We start from the raw sequence: 19,029 nt of genomic DNA, 5'->3' as shown, positions 1-19,029 counted from the left end.
CGTTTGTGTTATATGCAGGCCGGATAAGCGTTAGCGCCATCCGGCATCACTCAGGCGTAAAATTTTAGTCGTTCTGCCAGCAGGTCAACAAACGCCTGCCGGTCAACGTCTACCATCACCGCGGCATTTGGCTTATTCCCCGTCAGGAAGTAATAATCCACCACCGTCATCCCTTGGGTATATTTCCCCTGCGTTTCCACGCCAACCCAACGTTCTACGGTAGTGAATATTTCCGGCTTCAGCAGCCAGGCGATGGTGCAGGGGTCATGCAGCGGCGCGCCGACAAAGCCCCATTTCTCATCTTTGTGGTACTCAAGGAAGAAATCCAGCAGCTCCGCGACAATTGTCGCTACCGGATTGCCAATGGCGCGAAAACGCTCGGTGTCTTCAGCGTGGATCTGCGCTTTATGCGTCACATCCAGGCCCGCCATCACGACCGGAATACCGGACTGGAAGACGATTTCTGCCGCTTCCGGATCAACGTAAATATTGAACTCGGCGGCGGGCGTCCAGTTGCCCAGGCTCATTGCGCCGCCCATGATCACAATACGGGTGATTTTCGCCCGCAGCTCCGGGTGCGAGTTCAGCAACAGCGCGACGTTGGTCTGCGGCCCGGTGGAGACAATGGTCACCGGTTCCGGGCTCTCGCGCAGGGTTTTCGCCATCAGTTCTACGGCAGTGCAGCTTTGTGGGGCAAATGCCGGCTCCGGCAGCGCCGGGCCATCAAGGCCGCTTTCACCGTGGACGTTATCGGCAATAATGAGTTCGCGCATCAGCGGCTTCACCGCGCCGCCCGCCACCGGGATATCCGGGCGTTTCAGTAATGTCAGCATGCGCAGAACGTTACGCAGGGTTTTCTCCGGCGTCTGGTTACCGGCGGAAGAGGTGATGGCTTTCACCTCCAGCTCGGGGGAGGCGAGGGCGAGCACGATAGCGATCGCGTCATCATGACCTGGGTCGCAGTCCAGAATAATTGGCAGTGCCATAGCGGCTCCTTGTTCGCGTTATTTTGTGACAAGGGTAAGGCCTGCTAATGGAATGAACGAGAGGGTAAGCGTTAAAGCGTGATGCAGCGCGCACTCTGCCGAGTGCGCGCGGGAAGGTTAGTGCAGAATTTTCGCAAGGAAGTCTTTGGCGCGGTCCGATTTCGGGTTGGCGAAGAAGGCCTCTTTTTCGGCATCTTCAACGATCTTACCTTCGTCCATAAAGATCACCCTGTTGGCCACTTTGCGCGCAAAGCCCATTTCGTGGGTCACCACCATCATGGTCATGCCTTCATGCGCCAGCTCAACCATAACATCCAGCACTTCGTTGATCATTTCAGGATCGAGCGCGGAGGTGGGTTCGTCAAACAGCATGGCGACCGGATCCATACATAGCGCGCGGGCGATCGCCACGCGCTGCTGCTGACCGCCGGAAAGCTGCGCTGGAAACTTGTTGGCATGCGCGGAAAGGCCGACGCGCTCAAGCAGCTTTAAGCCCTTTTCGCGGGCGGCCGCTTTATCTCGCTTCAGCACCTTAACCTGCGCCAGAGTGAGGTTCTCAATAATCGACAGGTGCGGGAACAGCTCGAAGTGCTGGAATACCATGCCGACGTGAGAGCGCAGCTTTGCCAGATTGGTTTTCTTGTCGTTCACCTTGGTGCCGTTGACAAGAATTTCCCCTTGTTGCACGGGTTCCAGACCGTTGACGGTTTTGATAAGCGTGGATTTGCCGGAGCCGGACGGCCCGCACACCACCACCACTTCGCCTTTTTTTACTTCCGTGGAGCAGTCGGTCAACACCTGAAAGTGACCATACCATTTAGAGACGTTTTTCAGGATAATCATTATACGGTCCTTTTCTTCAAGTAGCTGACCAGCAGCGAGGCGCTAAGACTAATCACAAAATAAACAAAACCAGCAAACAGAATCATTTCTACCTGGGTACCGTCACGTTCGCCGATAGTTGAGGCGGTACGGAAGAAGTCTGCGAGGCTTAACACGTATACCAGCGAGGTATCCTGGAACAGCACGATCCCCTGAGTCAGCAGCAGCGGCACCATGGCACGGAAGGCCTGCGGCAGAATGATAAGCTTCATCGACTGCCAGTGGGTCATCCCCAGCGCCAGCGCAGCGCTGGACTGGCCGCGTGAAATACTCTGGATACCGGCGCGGATAATCTCGGAGTAATAGGCGGCTTCGAACATCGAGAACGCCACCATTGCCGAGATCAGGCGAATATCGCTTTTCGGTGACAGCCCCAGTACGTTTTGCAGGAAACCGGGCACAATCAGGTAGAACCACAGCAGCACCATCACCAGCGGGACGGAGCGGAACACGTTGACGTAGGCTTTGGCAAACCAGGCAATCGGCTTGAAGGATGACAGGCGCATGACCGCCAGCAGCGTCCCCCAGACGATACCGATAACAATTGCCGTAACGGTAATTTTGAGCGTGACGACCAGACCTGCAATCAGGTAGGGCATCGACGGAACGATAGAACTCCAGTCAAATTCGTACATTATTTACCCCCCAGGTTGCCGGGCAGGCGGATTTTCCGTTCTACCACAGCCATCACTAACATAATGACCGCGTTAATCAGCACGTAGGCCAGGGTAATCGCCGTAAAGGATTCCCAGGCGTGCGCGGAATAGTCCAGCAGCTTGCCGGCCTGTGCCGCCATATCGACCAGACCGATGGTGGAGGCGATGGCTGAGTTCTTCACCAGGTTCATCATCTCTGAGGTCATCGGTGGCACGATCACGCGATAGGCGTTCGGCAGCAGCACGTAGCGATAGGTTTGCGGCAGCGTAAGCCCCATCGCCAGCCCGGCGTTTTTTTGCCCGCGCGGCAGCGACTGAATTGCCGCACGCACCTGCTCACAAACGCGCGCGGCGGTGAACAGGCCCAGGCAAATCATGGAGGAGAGGAAGAACTGAATGTTTGGATCCAGCTCGGATTTAAACCACATGCCGAGGTTTTCCGGCAGCAGCTCCGGCACCACAAGGTACCAGGTAAAGAACTGCACGATCAGCGGCACGTTGCGGAACAATTCGACGTAGCAGGTGCCGATACCCGATAAGAACCGGTTAGGCACGGTACGCAAAATGCCGAACAGCGAGCCGACGAGAAACGCGATAATCCAGGCGGTGATAGAGAGCGCGACGGTGACCTGGAAACCGCTCCAGAGCCAGCCGAGATAGGTGGTGTTGCCGAAAGGGGCCTGTTGTAAAAAGATGCCCCAGTTCCAGTCTATTGACATAATAAACTCCAGAAAAAAAAGGGTAGCAGTACGACCTGCTACCCTCGAAGATTGTTGAACAGCGTTTTGCGGTATTCAGGCCAGGTGGGGAACGACCACCTGACGTATAGTCTGTCCGTGCTGAACCACAATCGAGAGGGCAGATTTTTCCGCCCCATATTTTTTATTAGTTAAGCGCTTTATCGTTTGGCGTTTTGAACAGCGTTTTCATCTCTTCCGAGAGCTCAAAGTTCATGTTCAGATTTTTAGGCGGAATCGGGTTCTTAAACCACTTATCAAACCACTTGGTGGCTTCGCCGGAGGTCTGCGCCTGGGCGATAGTATCGTCCATCAGCTTTTTAAACTCAGGGTCATCTTTGCGCAGCATACAGCCATAGGCTTCCTGGGACTGCGGTTTGCCGACAATTTCCCAGTTGTCCGGTTTCTTGGCTTTCGCTCGTTCGCCGGCCAGCAGCGCGTCATCCATCATAAAGGCTACCGCACGGCCGCTTTCCAGGGTGCGGAAAGAGTCGCCGTGGTCTTTGGCGCTAATGATGCGCATATTCATTTTCTGCTCGTCGTTCAGCTTATGCAGCAGAACTTCGGAGGTGGTACCGGAGGTCACCACTACCGCTTTGTCTTTCAGATCCGGGAAGTCTTTAATCGGACCGTCTTTTTTCACCAGCAGGCGGGTGCCGACGACGAAGATGGTGTCAGAGAAGGCGGCCTGCTTCTGGCGCTCGAGGTTGTTGGTGGTTGAGCCACACTCGAAGTCAAACGTGCCGTTTTGCAGCAGCGGAATACGGTTTTGAGAGGTAATTGGAATCAGCTTCACGTCCAGCTTCGGGTTGTTCAGCTTTTTCTTTACCGCTTCAACGATGGCGTTGGAATAGTCCTGAGAGTAACCGACCACTTTCTGCTGGTTATCGTAATAGGAGAACGGCACGGATGATTCGCGGTGACCCACGACGATAACGCCGTTTTTCGCGATTTTTTCCAGAGTCGATTGCTGCTGTGCGGCATCGGCGGCTGGCTTTGCGTCTTCAGCATGTGCCAGACCGGCGGTAACACCCATGACCAGCATGGCAGCGGCCAGTTTACGTAATTGCATATCCAACTCCTTTATCCTCTGCATCGGTAAGGATGCATTGATACCCATTGTGAATGTTGTGTTGTTATCACTGCGTCTTTAGCGTGCAGCGTTATCTGTGTTTGTTAGCATTTAGTTTGGCTTAATGTAAAGATTTTGCTGCGTTATTGTTTATTTTTGCGAAGCACACCGCACCGCTTTGAGGCAATAATCGACGTTTGCACAAAAATGGTGCTACCGGCGGCGTGTCGTGGTGCAACCCAGTTGCCCCTGGCGGTGATATGCAGCTTCTTGATTATATAAAGCAATTGGCGTGCCAGAATGGGGCTTGGAAGAGGAAGTGCTGGTGGGGAAAACCGCGTAGGCCTGATAAGCGTAGCGCCATCAGGCCCGATGCAGCGCGACTGCCGGATGGCGGCGTACCGCCTTATCCGGCCTACATTCGATAGTGCAATACTTTATTTGCGACGTTGACGCAGGCTCATCACCAGGGCGCCAAAACCGAACAGCGCGGTAATCAGCCATAGCGTCCAATCACCGGTGCGTGCATACGGCGTCAGGCCGGCGGTTGGCGTCACCTTGGTGGTCAGTACCTGACGGGTGAACTGCGGGATCATATCCTGAATTTCACCGCGCGGGCCAATCACTGCCGTAATGCCGTTGTTGGTGCTGCGCAGCAGCGGGCGCGCCAGCTCCAGCGCGCGCATCCGCGCCATCTGGAAGTGCTGCCACGGGCCGATGGACTTACCGAACCACGCGTCGTTGGAGATAGTCAGCAGGAAGTTGGTGTCCGGGCGGAAGTTGTCGCGTACCTGCTGGCCGAGAATGATCTCGTAGCAGATCGCCGCAGTCAGCTTCAGATTATGCGCCTGCAGCTGCGGTTGAATGTACGGCCCGCGGCTGAAGGAGGACATCGGCAGGTCGAAGAACGGCGCCAGCGGGCGCAGAATCGATTCCAGCGGCACAAACTCACCAAACGGCACCAGATGGTTTTTGTTATAGCGGTTGCTGGATTCATAGCTGTACGGGCTGTCTTTGCCCAGCGTGATGATGGTGTTATAGGTGTCGTAGCGATTCTGCTTATTAAGGCGTGAGTCGACGATACCGGTAATCAGCGTGCTGTCTTTGGCGCGCAGTAAATCGTCCATCATGCTGAGGAAGCGCTGCTGGTTGATTTCCAGATCCGGAATTGCCGACTCCGGCCAGATAATCAGCTGCGATTTGCCCATCACCTGCTCGGTGGCGTCGAGGTAGACTTTCAGGGTATTCAGCAGCTGGTTTTCGTCCCACTTCAGCGCCTGAGGGATGTCGCCCTGTACCAGCGAAACCTGGGTCGTTTTGTCGGTTTGCAGGGTATACCACTGGATATAGCGCAGCGGGAAGGGCAGTGCGAACAGAATGACGCCAGCCGCCAGCGGACGCCAGTTGCGGGTAACCAGCGCCAGCGCCAGCAGGCCGCTCACCGCCATCAGCAGGAAGTTAATCGCGCCGACGCCCATCACCGGCGCCAGCCCTTTCAATGGGCCGTCAATCTGGCTGTAGCCAAACTGTAGCCATGGGAAGCCGGTGAGCACCCAGCCGCGCAGGAACTCGGTAAGCTGCCAGACCACCGGGGCGGCGATTGCCATGCGCACCCAGTTTGTCTTCGGCCATAAGCGCGACAAAATACCGGCAAAAAGCCCGGTATAGAGCGAGAGATAGGCGGCCAGCAGCACCACAAGAAAGACGTTAACCGGGCCGGGCATACCGCCGAACTGCGCAATACTCACGTAAACCCAGTTGATACCGGAGCCAAACAGGCCGAAGCCCCAGGCATAACCGATAGCGGCCGCCTGCACCGGGCGACGGTTGAGCGTCAGCCCTTGCAGGCCCATCAGCGATATTATCGCCGCTGGCCAGATGTCATAAGGAGAAAAAGCCAGCGTACCGCTGGCTCCGAAAAGTAGCGCCAGCAGCAGGCGAATGCGCTGGCGTTCAAGCAATGAGGCAAATGCCATGGAGATTATTCGTCCAGTTTCGGTTGGGGGGAATCGTCCGGAATCTTAACATGAACCTGAATAATACGACGGCTGTCGGCCATCGCCACCTTAAACTGGTAACCATCGATGTCGATAGTTTCCCCGCGCGCCGGCAGATGACCGAAAGCCTGCATGACCAGACCGCCGATGGTATCGACCTCTTCATCGCTGAAGTGAGTGCTGAAGGCATCGTTAAAGTCTTCGATCGACGCCAGCGCACGCACCGTCCAGGTGTGGCGGCTCAGCTGACGGAAGTCGATATCGTCTTCTTCGTCATACTCGTCTTCAATCTCGCCGACGATAAGCTCCAGAATATCTTCGATAGTCACCAGGCCCGAAACGCCGCCAAATTCATCGATAACGATAGCCATATGGTAGCGCTGGGAGCGGAACTCCTTGAGCATCCGGTCAACCCGTTTGCTTTCCGGTACGACAACCGCGGTGCGTAACACTTTATCCATGCTGAAGGCTTCGGCATCGCTGCGCATAAACGGCAGCAGATCTTTCGCCATCAGAATCCCTTCAATGTGATCTTTGTCCTCGCTGATGACCGGGAAGCGCGAGTGGGCGGACTCGATGATCACATCGAGACATTCGTCCAGCGTTTGGTTGCGTTTCAGGGTGATCATTTGGGAGCGAGGGATCATGATGTCGCGGACGCGCTGGTCGGCGATATCCATTACCCCTTCGAGCATGTCGCGCGTATCTTCATCGATAAGCTCGTTTTGCCCGGAATCACGGATCAGCGCCAGAAGATCGTCACGGTTTTTCGGTTCACCGTGGAAAAGCTGGCTGAGTAAGAGGGAGAAAAATCCCTTTTTGCTGTGTACTGTGTCACTACTGTGTGAATTGTCGTCGCTCATGGCGTCGTTTGGGTTCTCATGTTGATTTAACTGTCGCTCGCCGCGCGTAAACTCAGCGCCGGACGGCATGTATATTCGCTCTGTAGGCCGGATAAGCGCGGCGCCATCCGGCACAATGCCGGATGGCGGCCAGGCCTTATCAGGCCTACAGTTTATCGAAATGTTTATTCTTTCTCGGAAATGTACGGATCCTCATAGCCCAGAGCAAGCATTATCTCTGTCTCAAGGCTTTCCATCTCTTCCGCTTCGTCATCTTCAATATGGTCATAGCCCAGCAAATGCAGACTGCCGTGGACAACCATATGCGCCCAGTGGGCATCCAGCGGTTTTTCCTGCTCTGCGGCTTCCTGCTCAACCACCTGACGGCAGATGATCAGATCGCCCAGCAGCGGCATCTCCATTCCCGGCGGTGCTTCAAATGGGAATGACAGCACGTTGGTTGGCTTATCCTTGCCGCGATAGGTGAGGTTCAGCTCGTGGCTTTCGGCTTCATCCACCAGGCGAATCGTGACTTCCGATTCTTCCTGAAACTGCGGGATAACCGCATCCAGCCATGTCTGAAACTGACTTTCTTCTGGCAGACCGGTGTTGTTTTCACAGGCCAACTGGAGATCGAGGATCACCTGACTCATTTCTGCTCCTGCGCCTGAGCTTCGCGTTTACGTTCTGCGGCCTGCTCGGCTTTACGTTTTTGATCGGCTTCTTCCCACGCTTCATAGGCGTTCACAATGCGGGCAACCACCGGGTGGCGCACCACGTCTTCGCTGTGGAAGAAGTTAAAGCTGATTTCATCGACTTCGGCCAGCACTTCGATAGCGTGGCGCAGGCCAGATTTGGTGCTGCGCGGCAGGTCAATCTGGGTGACGTCGCCGGTAATGACCGCTTTGGAGTTAAAGCCGATACGGGTCAGGAACATCTTCATCTGTTCGATGGTGGTGTTCTGGCTCTCATCGAGAATGATAAAGGCATCGTTCAGCGTACGCCCACGCATGTAGGCCAGCGGAGCCACTTCAATCACGTTGCGCTCCATCAGTTTCTCAACCTTCTCGAAGCCGAGCATTTCGAACAGCGCGTCATACAGCGGGCGCAGATACGGGTCGACTTTCTGGCTCAGATCGCCCGGCAGGAAGCCCAGTTTCTCACCGGCCTCAACCGCCGGACGGGTCAGCAGAATGCGGCGAATCTCCTGACGCTCCAGCGCATCAACGGCAGCGGCGACGGCAAGGTAGGTTTTACCGGTACCCGCAGGGCCTACGCCGAAGGTGATGTCGTGGTCAAGAATATGGGCGATGTACTGCGCCTGGTTTGGCGTACGTGGTTTAATCACGCCACGTTTGGTTTTGATATTGATAGCTTTGCCGTACTCCGGCACGCTCTCCGCGCTTTGTTCCAGCACGCGGGCTTCTTTTATCGCCAGGTGAATCTGTTCCGGCTCAATGTCCTGAATCTGGCCGCGCATCGGCGCGGTGTCCACATACAGGCTGCGCAGAATGTCGGCAGCGGCGGTCACGCAAATGGCGCGCCCCGTCAGTTTGAAATGGTTATCGCGGCGGTTGATCTCGATGCCCAGTCGTCGCTCCAGCTGTTTGATGTTGTCGTCAAACGGGCCGCACAGGCTCAGCAGACGGGCATTGTCTGCGGGCTCCAGGGTAATTTCGCGAGTGTCTATGTTCAAACTGTTCCTCTTATGTCTGTATAGCCGCAGGACAAGCGTCTTTGGCTCGTAAAGGAATTATTCACGCCGCAGCGGAAAGGCGCAAGCATTGCGATAAATATGGGGATAGCAGGAGGAAATACAAGGCCCGCCAGAACGGACGGGCCATGAAGATTACGGCTGGTAGATTCCAACGCCCAGGTCGCTCTCTTTGCGGGTGCGGGCAATGACCGACTCCGGAGATTCCACCACGCGCAGGCCCATCTCATCTTCGGTCCGTACCAGCTTACCGCGTAGCGAGTTGGTGTAAACGTCGATAATTTCGACGTCCACGAACTTGCCGACCATATCCGGGGTGCCTTCAAAGTTCACCACGCGGTTGTTTTCGGTGCGGCCGGTCAGCTCCATGATGCTCTTACGCGACGTGCCTTCCACCAGAATGCGCTGAACGGTGCCGAGCATGCGGCGGCTCCAGGCCATCGCCTGCTGATTGATGCGTTCTTGCAGGATGTACAGACGCTGCTTTTTCTCTTCTTCCGGCACGTCGTCAACCATATCGGCCGCCGGTGTTCCCGGACGGGCGGAGAACACAAAGCTGAAGCTCACGTCGAAGTTGACGTCGGCAATCAGCTTCATGGTCTGTTCGAAGTCTTGCGTGGTTTCGCCCGGGAAGCCGACGATGAAGTCGGAGCTAATCTGAATATCCGGGCGTGCGGCGCGCAGCTTACGAATAATCGACTTATATTCCAGCGCGGTATGCGGGCGGCCCATCATCGTCAGCACGCGGTCGGAACCGCTCTGAATCGGCAGATGCAGGAAGCTGACCAGCTCTGGCGTATCGCGATAGACGTCAATAATGTCGTCGGTAAACTCGATCGGGTGGCTGGTGGTGAAACGCACGCGGTCAATCCCGTCAATGGCGGCGACGAGGCGCAGCAGCTCGGCAAACGAGCCGGTGGTGCCGTCGTAGTTCTCACCGCGCCAGGCATTCACGTTCTGGCCAAGCAGGTTGACTTCGCGCACGCCCTGCGCCGCCAGTTGGGCTATCTCAAACAGGATATCGTCGCACGGACGGCTGACTTCTTCGCCGCGGGTGTACGGCACCACGCAGTAGGTACAGTATTTGTTGCAGCCTTCCATGATGGAGACGAATGCGGTTGGGCCTTCGGCGCGCGGTTCAGGCAGACGGTCGAATTTTTCGATTTCCGGGAAGCTGACATCAATAACCGGTCGGCGGTTATTGCGAACGGCATCGATCATTTCCGGCAGGCGATGCAGGGTTTGTGGCCCAAAAATAATGTCGACGTAGTGTGCGCGTTGGCGAATGAGCTTGCCTTCCTGAGACGCGACGCAGCCGCCAACGCCAATGATCACCTTTGGATTTTTTGCTTTGATTAATTTCCAGCGGCCCAGTTGGTGGAAGACTTTCTCCTGCGCTTTCTCACGAATTGAGCAGGTGTTAAGCAGTAATACATCGGCTTCTGCTGCGTTTTCAGTCAGTTGATACCCATGTGTGGCATCCAGCAGATCGGCCATCTTTGATGAATCGTACTCGTTCATCTGACAGCCCCAGGTTTTAATATGGAGTTTTTTTGTCATCGACTTGCTCTTGCTCAATTATGAATAGCCAACATTGCAGGGCGCGTATTGTAATGCTTTGGCGCGGTTGTGACCAGCCTGGCGGATATTCGCCGCAAAAGGCAAAAGTCCGGTAAACTGAAGGGATTCGGCTTTAAGGATAATAAATGATGACAATTCTACACGCTGACGTTGCCATTATTGGCGGCGGGATGGTCGGAGGGGCGCTGGCGCTGGCGCTGGCACAGAATGGTTTTTCGGTGACGGTACTCGACAAAGCCCCGCCGGTGGCCTTTGAGCCCACCGCGCAGCCAGACGTGCGCATTTCGGCCATTAGTGCGGCTTCGGTACAGCTTTTACGCAGCCTTGGCGTCTGGGATGCGGTGCTGGCAACGCGCGCGCATCCGTGGCGACGCCTGGAAACCTGGGAGTGGGAGACCGCGCATGTGGTCTTCGATGCTGCCGAGCTTAAGCTGCCGAATCTTGGCTATATGGTTGAAAACAATGTCCTGCAGCTGGCGCTGTGGCAGGCGCTGGAGGCGCACCCGCAGGTGACGCTGCTGCACGGCAGCGCATTACGCGCCATGCAGGCTCAGGACGCCGTTCATCGACTCCATCTGCAGGACGGCACAAATATTGAGGCCCGGCTGGTGGTGGGGGCCGACGGCGCGCTTTCGCAGGTGCGGCAGATGGCGGGCATTGGCGTGCAGGGGTGGCAGTATCCGCAGTCCTGTATGCTGATTACCGTGCAGTCCGAAAACGAACCTGGCGACAGCACATGGCAGCAGTTTACGCCTACCGGGCCGCGCGCTTTTTTACCGCTCTACGATAGCTGGGCCTCGCTGGTGTGGTACGACACGCCCGCCCGTATTCGTCAACTGCAGGCGATGTCGATGGGGCAGCTGCAGCGGGAAATCAGCGCGCATTTTCCTCCGCGTTTAGGCAAGGTGACGCCGGTAGCGGCAGGGGCATTTCCGCTTACCCGACGCCATGCGCTGCAGTATGTGCAGCCGGGACTGGTGCTGGTGGGGGATGCGGCGCATACCATCCATCCGCTGGCCGGGCAGGGCGTTAACCTCGGCTATCGCGATGTCGACGCGCTGCTGGACGTACTGGCGAACGCGCGCAGCGTGGGCGAAGATTGGGCCAGCCTGCCGGTGCTAAGGCGCTATCAGTCGCGTCGTAAGATCGATAACCTGCTGATGCAGAGTGGGATGGATCTATTCTACGCCGGCTTTAGCAACGATCTTGGTCCGCTGCGCATTTTGCGCAATGTGGGGCTCATGGCGGCCCAACGTGCGGGGGTTTTGAAACGTCAGGCGCTGAAGTATGCGTTAGGGTTGTAGGCCGGATAAAGCAGAGCCGTCATCCGGCATCTTGCACCGCAGTGTCTGATGACGCTTTGCTTATCAGGCCTGCGGCACGCTGGATTCGGGATGGGACAAAAACAAAAAAAGCTCGCCGAAGCGAGCTTTTGAATTTGGCTGGGGTACGAGGATTCGAACCTCGGAATGCCGGAATCAGAATCCGGTGCCTTACCGCTTGGCGATACCCCAACGGGTGCGCTCACCGAAGTGAACGACTTTTTAAATTGGCTGGGGTACGAGGATTCGAACCTCGGAATGCCGGAATCAGAATCCGGTGCCTTACCGCTTGGCGATACCCCAACAAATTGTTTTCGGATAATCGGGTAAACCCAATGCTCCTGAATATGGTGGCTACGACGGGATTCGAACCTGTGACCCCATCATTATGAGTGATGTGCTCTAACCAACTGAGCTACGTAGCCAAATTTTCTTTTCTTCGATGGCTGGGGTACCTGGATTCGAACCAGGGAATGCCGGTATCAAAAACCGGTGCCTTACCGCTTGGCGATACCCCAATACCGTCGCGGCGATCCGCAAATATCGAAGAAATATGGCTGGGGTACCTGGATTCGAACCAGGGAATGCCGGTATCAAAAACCGGTGCCTTACCGCTTGGCGATACCCCATCCGTGCAACGCTTATTGGTGAATGGTGCGGGAGGCGAGACTTGAACTCGCACACCTTGCGGCGCCAGAACCTAAATCTGGTGCGTCTACCAATTTCGCCACTCCCGCAAAAAAGATGGTGGCTACGACGGGATTCGAACCTGTGACCCCATCATTATGAGTGATGTGCTCTAACCAACTGAGCTACGTAGCCATCTTTTTTTCGCGTTACCTTATCGGCGTTGCGGGGCGCATTATGCGTATTGAGTTCTGGACCGTCAACATCTTTTTCAATGAAATTCACCGGAATGTGACTGTTTGGTTAGGTTGCGAACAGCATGACGCATTATTCGGCAATTATTGGCTATTTACCGTTATACCCGGCCTTCACATTGCCCCGGCTGCGCGCGGGATTATCGGGTTAACACGCTCACAATCGAAACCACAGGACCACCGACTGTACGCTTTAATGCGCCAAAAGCCAGCGTTTTAAGAAGATGTCCGGCGCCGACGCGCAGGCTGTTCTCGATATAGCTTTTATCTTTCTGGCTGCTTAGCCACTGGGCTTGTTCCAGTTCACTCAGGAGTGCGCTCGCGGAGATACGTGAGGGATCGAAACTGACCGCCACTGAACCGGCGTACAAACGATGAACGACATCAAGGATCCCATCACGGGCGCGCAGCGAGTCCACCAGGCGCGTGACGTCCTGGGGATGGCGCTGGATCCAGCTGGAACGGATACGAATGCGATTGGGGGTCTGGTGCAGGTAAGGAGTCATAGCCGCCGCCTGTTTATTTTTAAAGTGGTAATGAGAGTAATTTATATTTGCATTAACACACTGTCCAGCACTCCCCGCACGTCTTGCCAAAATGAAAGCCGAATAGCCTTTTGATACACCGCAAAAGAAGGGCGATTAGCGCTGTCTGGCGCGCGGCATCTGTGATTTGATTCATATCACCTATAAATATCAGGGTATTAAATGATATGCCTGTCGAATCTTTTAGCGACTTACTTACGCTGCGCCGCTTTGTCGAAGTGGCACACCATATACCCGGGCGTTTACGCCTGCGATTTTCCAATAAGCTCATCGCCAGCCTTAGCCAGGGCAAGCTCAAACAGCTGGATGCTTATTGCCATCCTGAAGGGTACCTCCGGCGATATCAGATCAATAGCGAAACCGGCTCGATCGTCCTTGAGTACGATGCCGCCGCCATTCGCCCACAAATTCTTAATCAACTCTTCGGCAGCGACGGTGAGCAGGCACAGCAGGCGCTGGCTCAGCTCGCATCCATCCTTGAACCTTCTCACTAAATGATAAAGGACAGCCATCATGAGCTCGAATGACAACAATACGCAGCAAGTTCCACCGGTAGGTTACTATCCTCCGTACGGCTACCCTTGGTATCCGTATCCACCGATGCCGCAGGGGATGGCCTGGCCGCAGAATGGTCAGATGCCAGCGCAACCGCCGGTTCCCCCACAACCGCAAATGCAGATGCCGCCGCAAATGGCGATGGGCTTCCCGCCGATGGGCTTCCCTCCGACTCCGCAGGGCGTGCCGCCGCAGTTTGCTCACCCACATCACCACCATCACCATCATGCAGCGCAGCAGGGCGTTGACTGGAGCCAGTACGCGCAGAGCGTTGTTGACGGCGCGATGGGCGAACAGGCGGGCCTGCTGAAAAATATTATCAGCACCGTCGGTATGGACGACAAAGAGTTCTGGAAAGGGGCAATGGTAGGCGCCGCCGTGACGCTGCTGCTGACCAACGATTCCGTGCGGGGCATGCTGATGCAGACGCTGGCCGGTGCAGGCGACATGCTGAAGGCCGGTACCAGTAAAGTGAAAGATGGCGTGAAAAACGGATCGGAAACGATTAAAGAAACCGCCACCTCCAGTGCGGCTATTTTCCGCGACACCATGAAAGCGGGAAAAGACGGTTTTCAGGAATCCGTAGAGCGCCATCGCCAGCCGACCGCTATGCCGTTTGAAGATGAGGATGCCGCGGATGAGCAACAATCCTGATCGCGATAAACGGGTCAGCCGCGCCGTTGTTGCCGGTGCGCTGGTCGGTGGAAGCGCCGCCTGCCTGCGGGAATGGCAGCGCTACCAGCAGAACGAGCAGACGTTAAACGAAGCGGCTTGCGCAGTGATGAAAGAGACGGCGAAAGCCAGCCTTATTAGCGGCACGGTCATGGCGATTGCTGACAGCAATAAGGCGCGTCCCCTGCAGTCTGTACTGACCATTATTGGCGTCGGCGCAGCGTCACTTTACCTGATGGATGCGATAGCCAAGCGAGGAAACAATGAATCAGCCTGAATACCTTTACAACCCTTACACCGGCATGTGGGAGCCGAATCCTGCCGCAGCGCCTGTACGCACATCGGCCGCCAATAATGGCCGTAACCATTTGATTACCGGACTGGTTGCCGGTGCGGCGATTACGTGGCTACTGACTAATCGTAACGTGCAGCAAGGCATTACCAATACGGCAACCAAGGCCTGGGGCACCGTGCGCGGTGAGATGGAAGAACTGAAAGAACGCGTTGCCGATCTGCAGGCCGAGCTGGATTACTCTCGTAGCCAGAATAAGGATGATATCGCGTGAGTGCATCAGGCGAACGCGTGACGATCGTTCACCAGTTGCCCGGGCGCCTGCGACTGCGGGTCTTTGCGCTGACCGATTATCCGCAGGCCGCTGGCTGGCTTAAGCAGCAAATCCTCGGATTGCCGGGCGTCAGCGGGGTGCGCATCCGCCCTTCGGCGCGCAGTGCGGTGATCCACTGGGATGGCGAGCGCACGACGGCGGCGGCGATTGTGGCGGCGGTGACCGCGCTGGACTGGCAGTCGGCAGACGACAGCGAGCTGGAGGCAGAATACTGCGGTGGCGATAACCTGCTCAATCTGGCTGGACTGGCATTGACGCAGGCGCTGCCGCCCCGCTGGGCTCGTGTGCCTGCGGCGCTGCTGACGGCGCCGACAATTCTGGAGGGCGCGCAGACGCTGAGCCAGGGTCAGTTGAAGGTTGAAGTGCTTGATGCGCTCGCGCTCAGCCTCTCAATGCTGCGGGGAGACAGTCGAACCGCGATGTTGACGCAGTCGCTGCTGACGCTAGGCGAATACATGGAGCAGGAAACCAGCCGTCATTCTGACGCGCTGTTAGCCGATCTGATGCAGCCTCGTGAGCACCCGGTCTGGGTTGAGCGCGACGGCGAGAGCGTAGAGATCAACAGCAGCGAGCTGGTCGCGGGTGATGTGATGCTGCTGGGGCCGGGCGACAGCATTCCGGCTGACGGTACGGTAGTGCGCGGCGTGGCGCAGGTGAACCAGGCATCGATGACCGGTGAAAGCGTACCGGTACGTCGTGAGCCCGGTTCCTGGGTCTATGCGGGCACGCAGATTCAGGAAGGTAACGTGGCTATTACGGCGGAGCAGGTGGGGGAATCTTCCTCAACGGCGCATATCCGGCGTTTTATTCGCGATTCCCTGACTCAGCGTAGCGAAACTCAGCGGGTCACTCAGCAGATGGCGGATCGCCGCGTGGCGATTACCCTCGGGGTAGGGGCTGCCGTCTTCGCGATGACGCGCAGCTGGCAGCGACTGGCCTCGGTTTTCCTGGTCGACTACTCCTGCGCGCTGAAGCTCAGTACGCCGATTGCGTTTAAATCGATCATGTATCGTGCCGCCCAGAGCGGTCTGCTGCTGAAAGGCGGACGCGCCATTGAGAAGCTCGCGGAAGTTGATACGGTGGTGTTCGATAAAACCGGCACGTTGACCCATGACCAAATGCAGGTCACGGATGTGATCAGCTTTGACGATCGGCTGGTGCAGGCAAAACGGCTGTTGGCGATTGCCGCCTCGGTGGAAGAACACAGCAATCATCCGCTGGCTCATGCCGTGGTGGCGGCGGCTGAGCACCATGAGCTGCCGCATATTCCGCACGGAGAAGTGGAGTATGTGATTGCTCACGGCCTGCTGTGTTCGCTGGAAGAACACCAGATGGTGATCGGCAGCCGTCACTTCCTGGAAAGCCACTATGCGATTGATTTCTCACCTTATGAAGGAGAAATTAATGCGCTGGCGAATCAGGGGAGGCATCTGCTGTTTATCGGCTTCGATAACCAACTGGTGGGGATGATCGGTTTACAGGATCATCTACGTGAAGAAGCGGCTGATGTCATCGCGCAACTGAAGGCAACCGGTATCCGTCAGGTTGTGCTGCTGACCGGCGACCGGGCTGAGAAGGCTTACCAACTGGCGGATCGCGTGGGTATTGAGCACTACGTCGCTGAAGCCACGCCGGAGAGCAAGGTTGAGGTGGTGAAGGCGCTGCAGGGCAGAGGACATAAAGTTCTGTTCGTGGGCGACGGCATCAACGATGCGCCGGTGCTGACGCAGGCCGATGTTGGCCTGGCGATGAACCAGAGCACCGAGCTCGCGCAGCAGGCGGCGGATGCCGTGCTGTTGCAGGACACCCTGCACGGCGTCGTCGCAGCGCGCCAGCTGTCACTCGAGGCGATGAAGCTGGTTAACAGCAATATTAAGCTTACCGAGTGGATTAACAGCGCGATTATGCTGGCGGCGGCGCTGGGCTGGCTGTCACCGGGCGCGAGCGCGATGCTGCATAACGGCACGACGCTGGGTGTACTGCTCAGATCGCTGGCAGCGAAGAAGGGGCGTGGAGAGTAGTTTCCCCTCACCCTAACCCTCTCCCATTGGGAGAGGGAACCGTTCGGCGCTTGAGATTTCTCGCCCCTCACACTGCACCAAAATAAAAGCCCCCCGATGTCGCCATCGGGGGGCTTTTTTACTTAAGCGGCAATCTTATTTATAAGCCGACTGGTGCACGCCTACCGCACGGCCTGACGGATCGTCCATGGTTTTGAACGCTTCGTCCCACTCGATGGCTTTTGCGGAAGAGCAGGCAACGGATGGGCCGCCCGGTACGCACTCCGCAGCGCTCGGCACCGGGAACAGCTCTTCAAAGATTTCACGGTACAGGTAGCCTTCTTTAGAGGTCGGCGTGTTGTACGGGAAGCGGAAGTGCGCGGTTTGCAACTGCTGGTCAGTCACCTGCTTAGCCGCCACTTCTTTGAGCGTATCAATCCAGCTGTAGCCTACGCCATCAGAGAACTGCTCTTTCTGGCGCCACGCCACGCTTGCCGGCAGATAGGACTCGAAGCATTCACGCAGCACGTGTTTTTCCATTTTGCCGTTGCCGCACATTTTGTCCTGCGGGTTGATACGCATGGCCACGTCGAGGAATTTTTTATCCAGGAACGGTACGCGCGCTTCCACGCCCCAGGCGGACATCGCTTTGTTGGCACGGGCGCAGTCGTACATATGCAGCGCCTGCAGCTTACGCACGGTTTCTTCGTGCAGCTCTTTGGCGTTTGGCGCTTTGTGGAAGTACAGGTAGCCGCCGAACACTTCGTCAGAACCTTCGCCAGACAGCACCATCTTGATGCCCATCGCTTTGATTTTACGCGACATCAGGTACATCGGCGTTGAGGCGCGAATGGTGGTCACATCGTAGGTTTCAATGTGATAGATAACATCGCGAATCGCATCCAGGCCTTCCTGCACGGTGAAGTGAATTTCATGGTGCACGGTGCCAAGGTGGTTAGCTACTTCCTGTGCGGCTTTCAGGTCCGGAGAACCTTCCAGACCGACGGCGAAGGAGTGCAGCTGCGGCCACCAGGCTTCAGAGCGTTCCTGATCTTCTACGCGACGGGCGGCGAATTTTTTGGTGATCGCGGAGATAACCGAAGAATCCAGACCACCGGACAGCAGTACGCCGTAAGGAACGTCGGACATCAGGTGACTTTTCACCGATTCTTCCAGCGCCTGACGCAGTTCGTTTTTATCGGTCACGTTGTCTTTGACGGCATCGTAGTCGAACCAGTCACGCTGATAGTACTGACGAATCTCACCGTCTTTGCTCCACAGGTAGCTACCTGCCGGGAACTCTTGAATAGTACGGCATACCGGGGTCAGCGCTTTCATTTCAGAAGCAACGTAGAAGTTCCCGAATTCGTCATGGCCCATGTACAGTGGGATGATACCGATATGATCGCGGCCAATCAGATAGGCGTCTTTTTCGCTGTCGTACAGCGCGAAGGCGAACATACCCTGCAGGTCGTCGAGGAACTCAGGGCCTTTTTCCTGGTACAGCGCGAGGATCACTTCGCAGTCTGAGCCGGTCTGGAACTGGTAACGGTCAGCGTATTCCGCACGCAGCGCCTGATGGTTGTAAATTTCGCCGTTGACCGCCAGAGCGTGCGTTTTCTTTTCGTTATACAGCGGCTGCGCGCCGGCGTTGACGTCAACAATCGACAGGCGTTCATGGGCCAGAATCGCTTTGTCGCAGGCATAAATACCGGACCAGTCCGGGCCACGGTGACGCATCAGGCGGGAGAGCTCAAGCGCCTTTTTACGCAGCTCGACCGCGTCAGTTTTAATATCCAGTACACCGAAAATAGAACACATAGACTTCTCCGTTAACCCTGTGGTGTTGTGCTGCAAAAGTGTGTGGCATTCGCCTTCGTTGAGATAAAAAATGCCGCAAAGGGGGGCGCGGTGCAAGCGTTTTAGCCGCTGTGGGATAAAAAGTGCAACAGGAGTTATTG

At 56.3% G+C, this 19,029-nt stretch carries 18 protein-coding genes and 7 tRNA genes; 6 read left to right on the top strand and 19 right to left on the bottom strand.

Going from position 1 to position 19,029, the window contains the following annotated elements; all coding sequences use genetic code 11:
• Window positions 1-50: 50 nt before the first annotated feature.
• From rihA to miaB, 10 genes are all read right to left on the bottom strand, one after another.
• Complete coding sequence (gene rihA, locus H7R76_RS17105; RefSeq protein WP_182929288.1) at window positions 51-986, bottom strand: pyrimidine-specific ribonucleoside hydrolase RihA; 936 nt, start codon at window positions 984-986, stop codon at window positions 51-53.
• A gap of 117 nt (window positions 987-1,103) precedes the next feature.
• Window positions 1,104-1,829: an amino acid ABC transporter ATP-binding protein gene (locus tag H7R76_RS17100; protein ID WP_182965907.1), complete on the bottom strand. Its 726-nt coding sequence runs from the start codon at window positions 1,827-1,829 to the stop codon at window positions 1,104-1,106.
• Window positions 1,829-2,503, bottom strand: coding sequence for a glutamate/aspartate ABC transporter permease GltK (gltK, locus tag H7R76_RS17095; RefSeq protein ID WP_106924690.1), 675 nt, complete (start codon window positions 2,501-2,503; stop codon window positions 1,829-1,831). The genes H7R76_RS17100 and gltK overlap by 1 nt, the downstream gene beginning before the upstream one ends.
• Window positions 2,503-3,243 (bottom strand): amino acid ABC transporter permease, encoded by a 741-nt coding sequence (locus tag H7R76_RS17090; RefSeq protein ID WP_106924689.1) that lies wholly within the window; start codon window positions 3,241-3,243, stop codon window positions 2,503-2,505. Before H7R76_RS17090 ends, gltK begins: the two co-directional genes overlap by 1 nt.
• Before the next feature lie 166 nt (window positions 3,244-3,409).
• Window positions 3,410-4,333 carry an amino acid ABC transporter substrate-binding protein gene (locus tag H7R76_RS17085; protein WP_182965905.1) on the bottom strand — a complete coding sequence of 308 codons (924 nt, stop codon included), beginning with the start codon at window positions 4,331-4,333 and terminating at the stop codon, window positions 3,410-3,412.
• A 437-nt stretch (window positions 4,334-4,770) separates the two neighbouring features.
• Window positions 4,771-6,309 (bottom strand): apolipoprotein N-acyltransferase, encoded by a 1,539-nt coding sequence (gene lnt, locus H7R76_RS17080; RefSeq protein ID WP_106924687.1) that lies wholly within the window; start codon window positions 6,307-6,309, stop codon window positions 4,771-4,773.
• A gap of 5 nt (window positions 6,310-6,314) precedes the next feature.
• Entirely contained in the window at window positions 6,315-7,193 is an 879-nt protein-coding gene (gene corC / locus H7R76_RS17075; protein ID WP_106924808.1) for a CNNM family magnesium/cobalt transport protein CorC, read from the bottom strand.
• A 164-nt stretch (window positions 7,194-7,357) separates the two neighbouring features.
• The gene (ybeY, locus tag H7R76_RS17070) at window positions 7,358-7,825 is read right to left on the bottom strand and encodes an rRNA maturation RNase YbeY (RefSeq protein WP_106924686.1); all 468 of its coding nucleotides are present in this window, start codon (window positions 7,823-7,825) and stop codon (window positions 7,358-7,360) included.
• Window positions 7,822-8,868, bottom strand: coding sequence for a PhoH family protein (locus H7R76_RS17065; RefSeq protein WP_106924685.1), 1,047 nt, complete (start codon window positions 8,866-8,868; stop codon window positions 7,822-7,824). The genes ybeY and H7R76_RS17065 overlap by 4 nt, the downstream gene beginning before the upstream one ends.
• 153 nt (window positions 8,869-9,021) lie before the next feature.
• Entirely contained in the window at window positions 9,022-10,446 is a 1,425-nt protein-coding gene (miaB, locus tag H7R76_RS17060) for a tRNA (N6-isopentenyl adenosine(37)-C2)-methylthiotransferase MiaB (protein WP_106924684.1), read from the bottom strand.
• Between the two features lie 149 nt (window positions 10,447-10,595).
• Between miaB and ubiF the strand changes: the two genes are divergently transcribed.
• Window positions 10,596-11,771 carry a 3-demethoxyubiquinol 3-hydroxylase gene (gene ubiF / locus H7R76_RS17055; protein ID WP_182968025.1) on the top strand — a complete coding sequence of 392 codons (1,176 nt, stop codon included), beginning with the start codon at window positions 10,596-10,598 and terminating at the stop codon, window positions 11,769-11,771.
• A gap of 135 nt (window positions 11,772-11,906) precedes the next feature.
• On the opposite strand, the gene H7R76_RS17050 is transcribed toward ubiF, so the two are convergent.
• The 8 genes from H7R76_RS17050 to H7R76_RS17015 all read right to left on the bottom strand — a co-directional run bounded on the left by H7R76_RS17050 (window position 11,907) and on the right by H7R76_RS17015 (window position 13,176).
• A tRNA-Gln gene (locus H7R76_RS17050) sits at window positions 11,907-11,981 on the bottom strand.
• A 36-nt stretch (window positions 11,982-12,017) separates the two neighbouring features.
• Window positions 12,018-12,092 (bottom strand) — tRNA-Gln (locus H7R76_RS17045).
• A gap of 45 nt (window positions 12,093-12,137) precedes the next feature.
• Window positions 12,138-12,214 (bottom strand) — tRNA-Met (locus H7R76_RS17040).
• A gap of 18 nt (window positions 12,215-12,232) precedes the next feature.
• Window positions 12,233-12,307, bottom strand: a tRNA-Gln gene (locus H7R76_RS17035).
• Between the two features lie 36 nt (window positions 12,308-12,343).
• Window positions 12,344-12,418 (bottom strand) — tRNA-Gln (locus H7R76_RS17030).
• A 23-nt stretch (window positions 12,419-12,441) separates the two neighbouring features.
• Window positions 12,442-12,526: transfer RNA gene (locus H7R76_RS17025), tRNA-Leu, on the bottom strand.
• An 8-nt stretch (window positions 12,527-12,534) separates the two neighbouring features.
• Window positions 12,535-12,611, bottom strand: a tRNA-Met gene (locus H7R76_RS17020).
• 199 nt (window positions 12,612-12,810) lie between these two features.
• Complete coding sequence (locus tag H7R76_RS17015; protein WP_106924683.1) at window positions 12,811-13,176, bottom strand: hypothetical protein; 366 nt, start codon at window positions 13,174-13,176, stop codon at window positions 12,811-12,813.
• Between the two features lie 206 nt (window positions 13,177-13,382).
• On the opposite strand from H7R76_RS17015, the gene H7R76_RS17010 reads away from it, so the two are divergent.
• From H7R76_RS17010 to H7R76_RS16990, 5 genes are read left to right on the top strand one after another with little or no spacing between them, the layout of a single operon-like run.
• Window positions 13,383-13,709 carry an HMA2 domain-containing protein gene (locus H7R76_RS17010; protein ID WP_106924682.1) on the top strand — a complete coding sequence of 109 codons (327 nt, stop codon included), beginning with the start codon at window positions 13,383-13,385 and terminating at the stop codon, window positions 13,707-13,709.
• Window positions 13,710-13,728: 19 nt separating this feature from the next.
• Window positions 13,729-14,424: a YtxH domain-containing protein gene (locus H7R76_RS17005; RefSeq protein WP_106924681.1), complete on the top strand. Its 696-nt coding sequence runs from the start codon at window positions 13,729-13,731 to the stop codon at window positions 14,422-14,424.
• Complete coding sequence (locus H7R76_RS17000; protein ID WP_106924680.1) at window positions 14,408-14,719, top strand: magnetosome protein MamC family protein; 312 nt, start codon at window positions 14,408-14,410, stop codon at window positions 14,717-14,719. Before H7R76_RS17005 ends, H7R76_RS17000 begins: the two co-directional genes overlap by 17 nt.
• Window positions 14,706-15,008 carry a YtxH domain-containing protein gene (locus H7R76_RS16995; RefSeq protein ID WP_227673911.1) on the top strand — a complete coding sequence of 101 codons (303 nt, stop codon included), beginning with the start codon at window positions 14,706-14,708 and terminating at the stop codon, window positions 15,006-15,008. The genes H7R76_RS17000 and H7R76_RS16995 overlap by 14 nt, the downstream gene beginning before the upstream one ends.
• Window positions 15,005-17,089, top strand: a complete 2,085-nt coding sequence (locus H7R76_RS16990) for a heavy metal translocating P-type ATPase (protein WP_182965903.1) — start codon at window positions 15,005-15,007, stop codon at window positions 17,087-17,089. Before H7R76_RS16995 ends, H7R76_RS16990 begins: the two co-directional genes overlap by 4 nt.
• Before the next feature lie 135 nt (window positions 17,090-17,224).
• Here the strand turns inward: H7R76_RS16990 and asnB are convergent, their stop codons facing one another.
• Window positions 17,225-18,889: an asparagine synthase B gene (gene asnB / locus H7R76_RS16985; protein ID WP_182965901.1), complete on the bottom strand. Its 1,665-nt coding sequence runs from the start codon at window positions 18,887-18,889 to the stop codon at window positions 17,225-17,227.
• Window positions 18,890-19,029: the final 140 nt, after the last annotated feature.

Source organism: Klebsiella sp. WP8-S18-ESBL-06 (assembly GCF_014169755.1).
Taxonomy (GTDB): Bacteria; Pseudomonadota; Gammaproteobacteria; order Enterobacterales; family Enterobacteriaceae; genus Kluyvera; species Kluyvera ascorbata_B.
The sequence above is the reverse complement of the archived record's forward strand: the minus strand, read 5'-3'. Positions and strand labels throughout refer to the sequence as shown.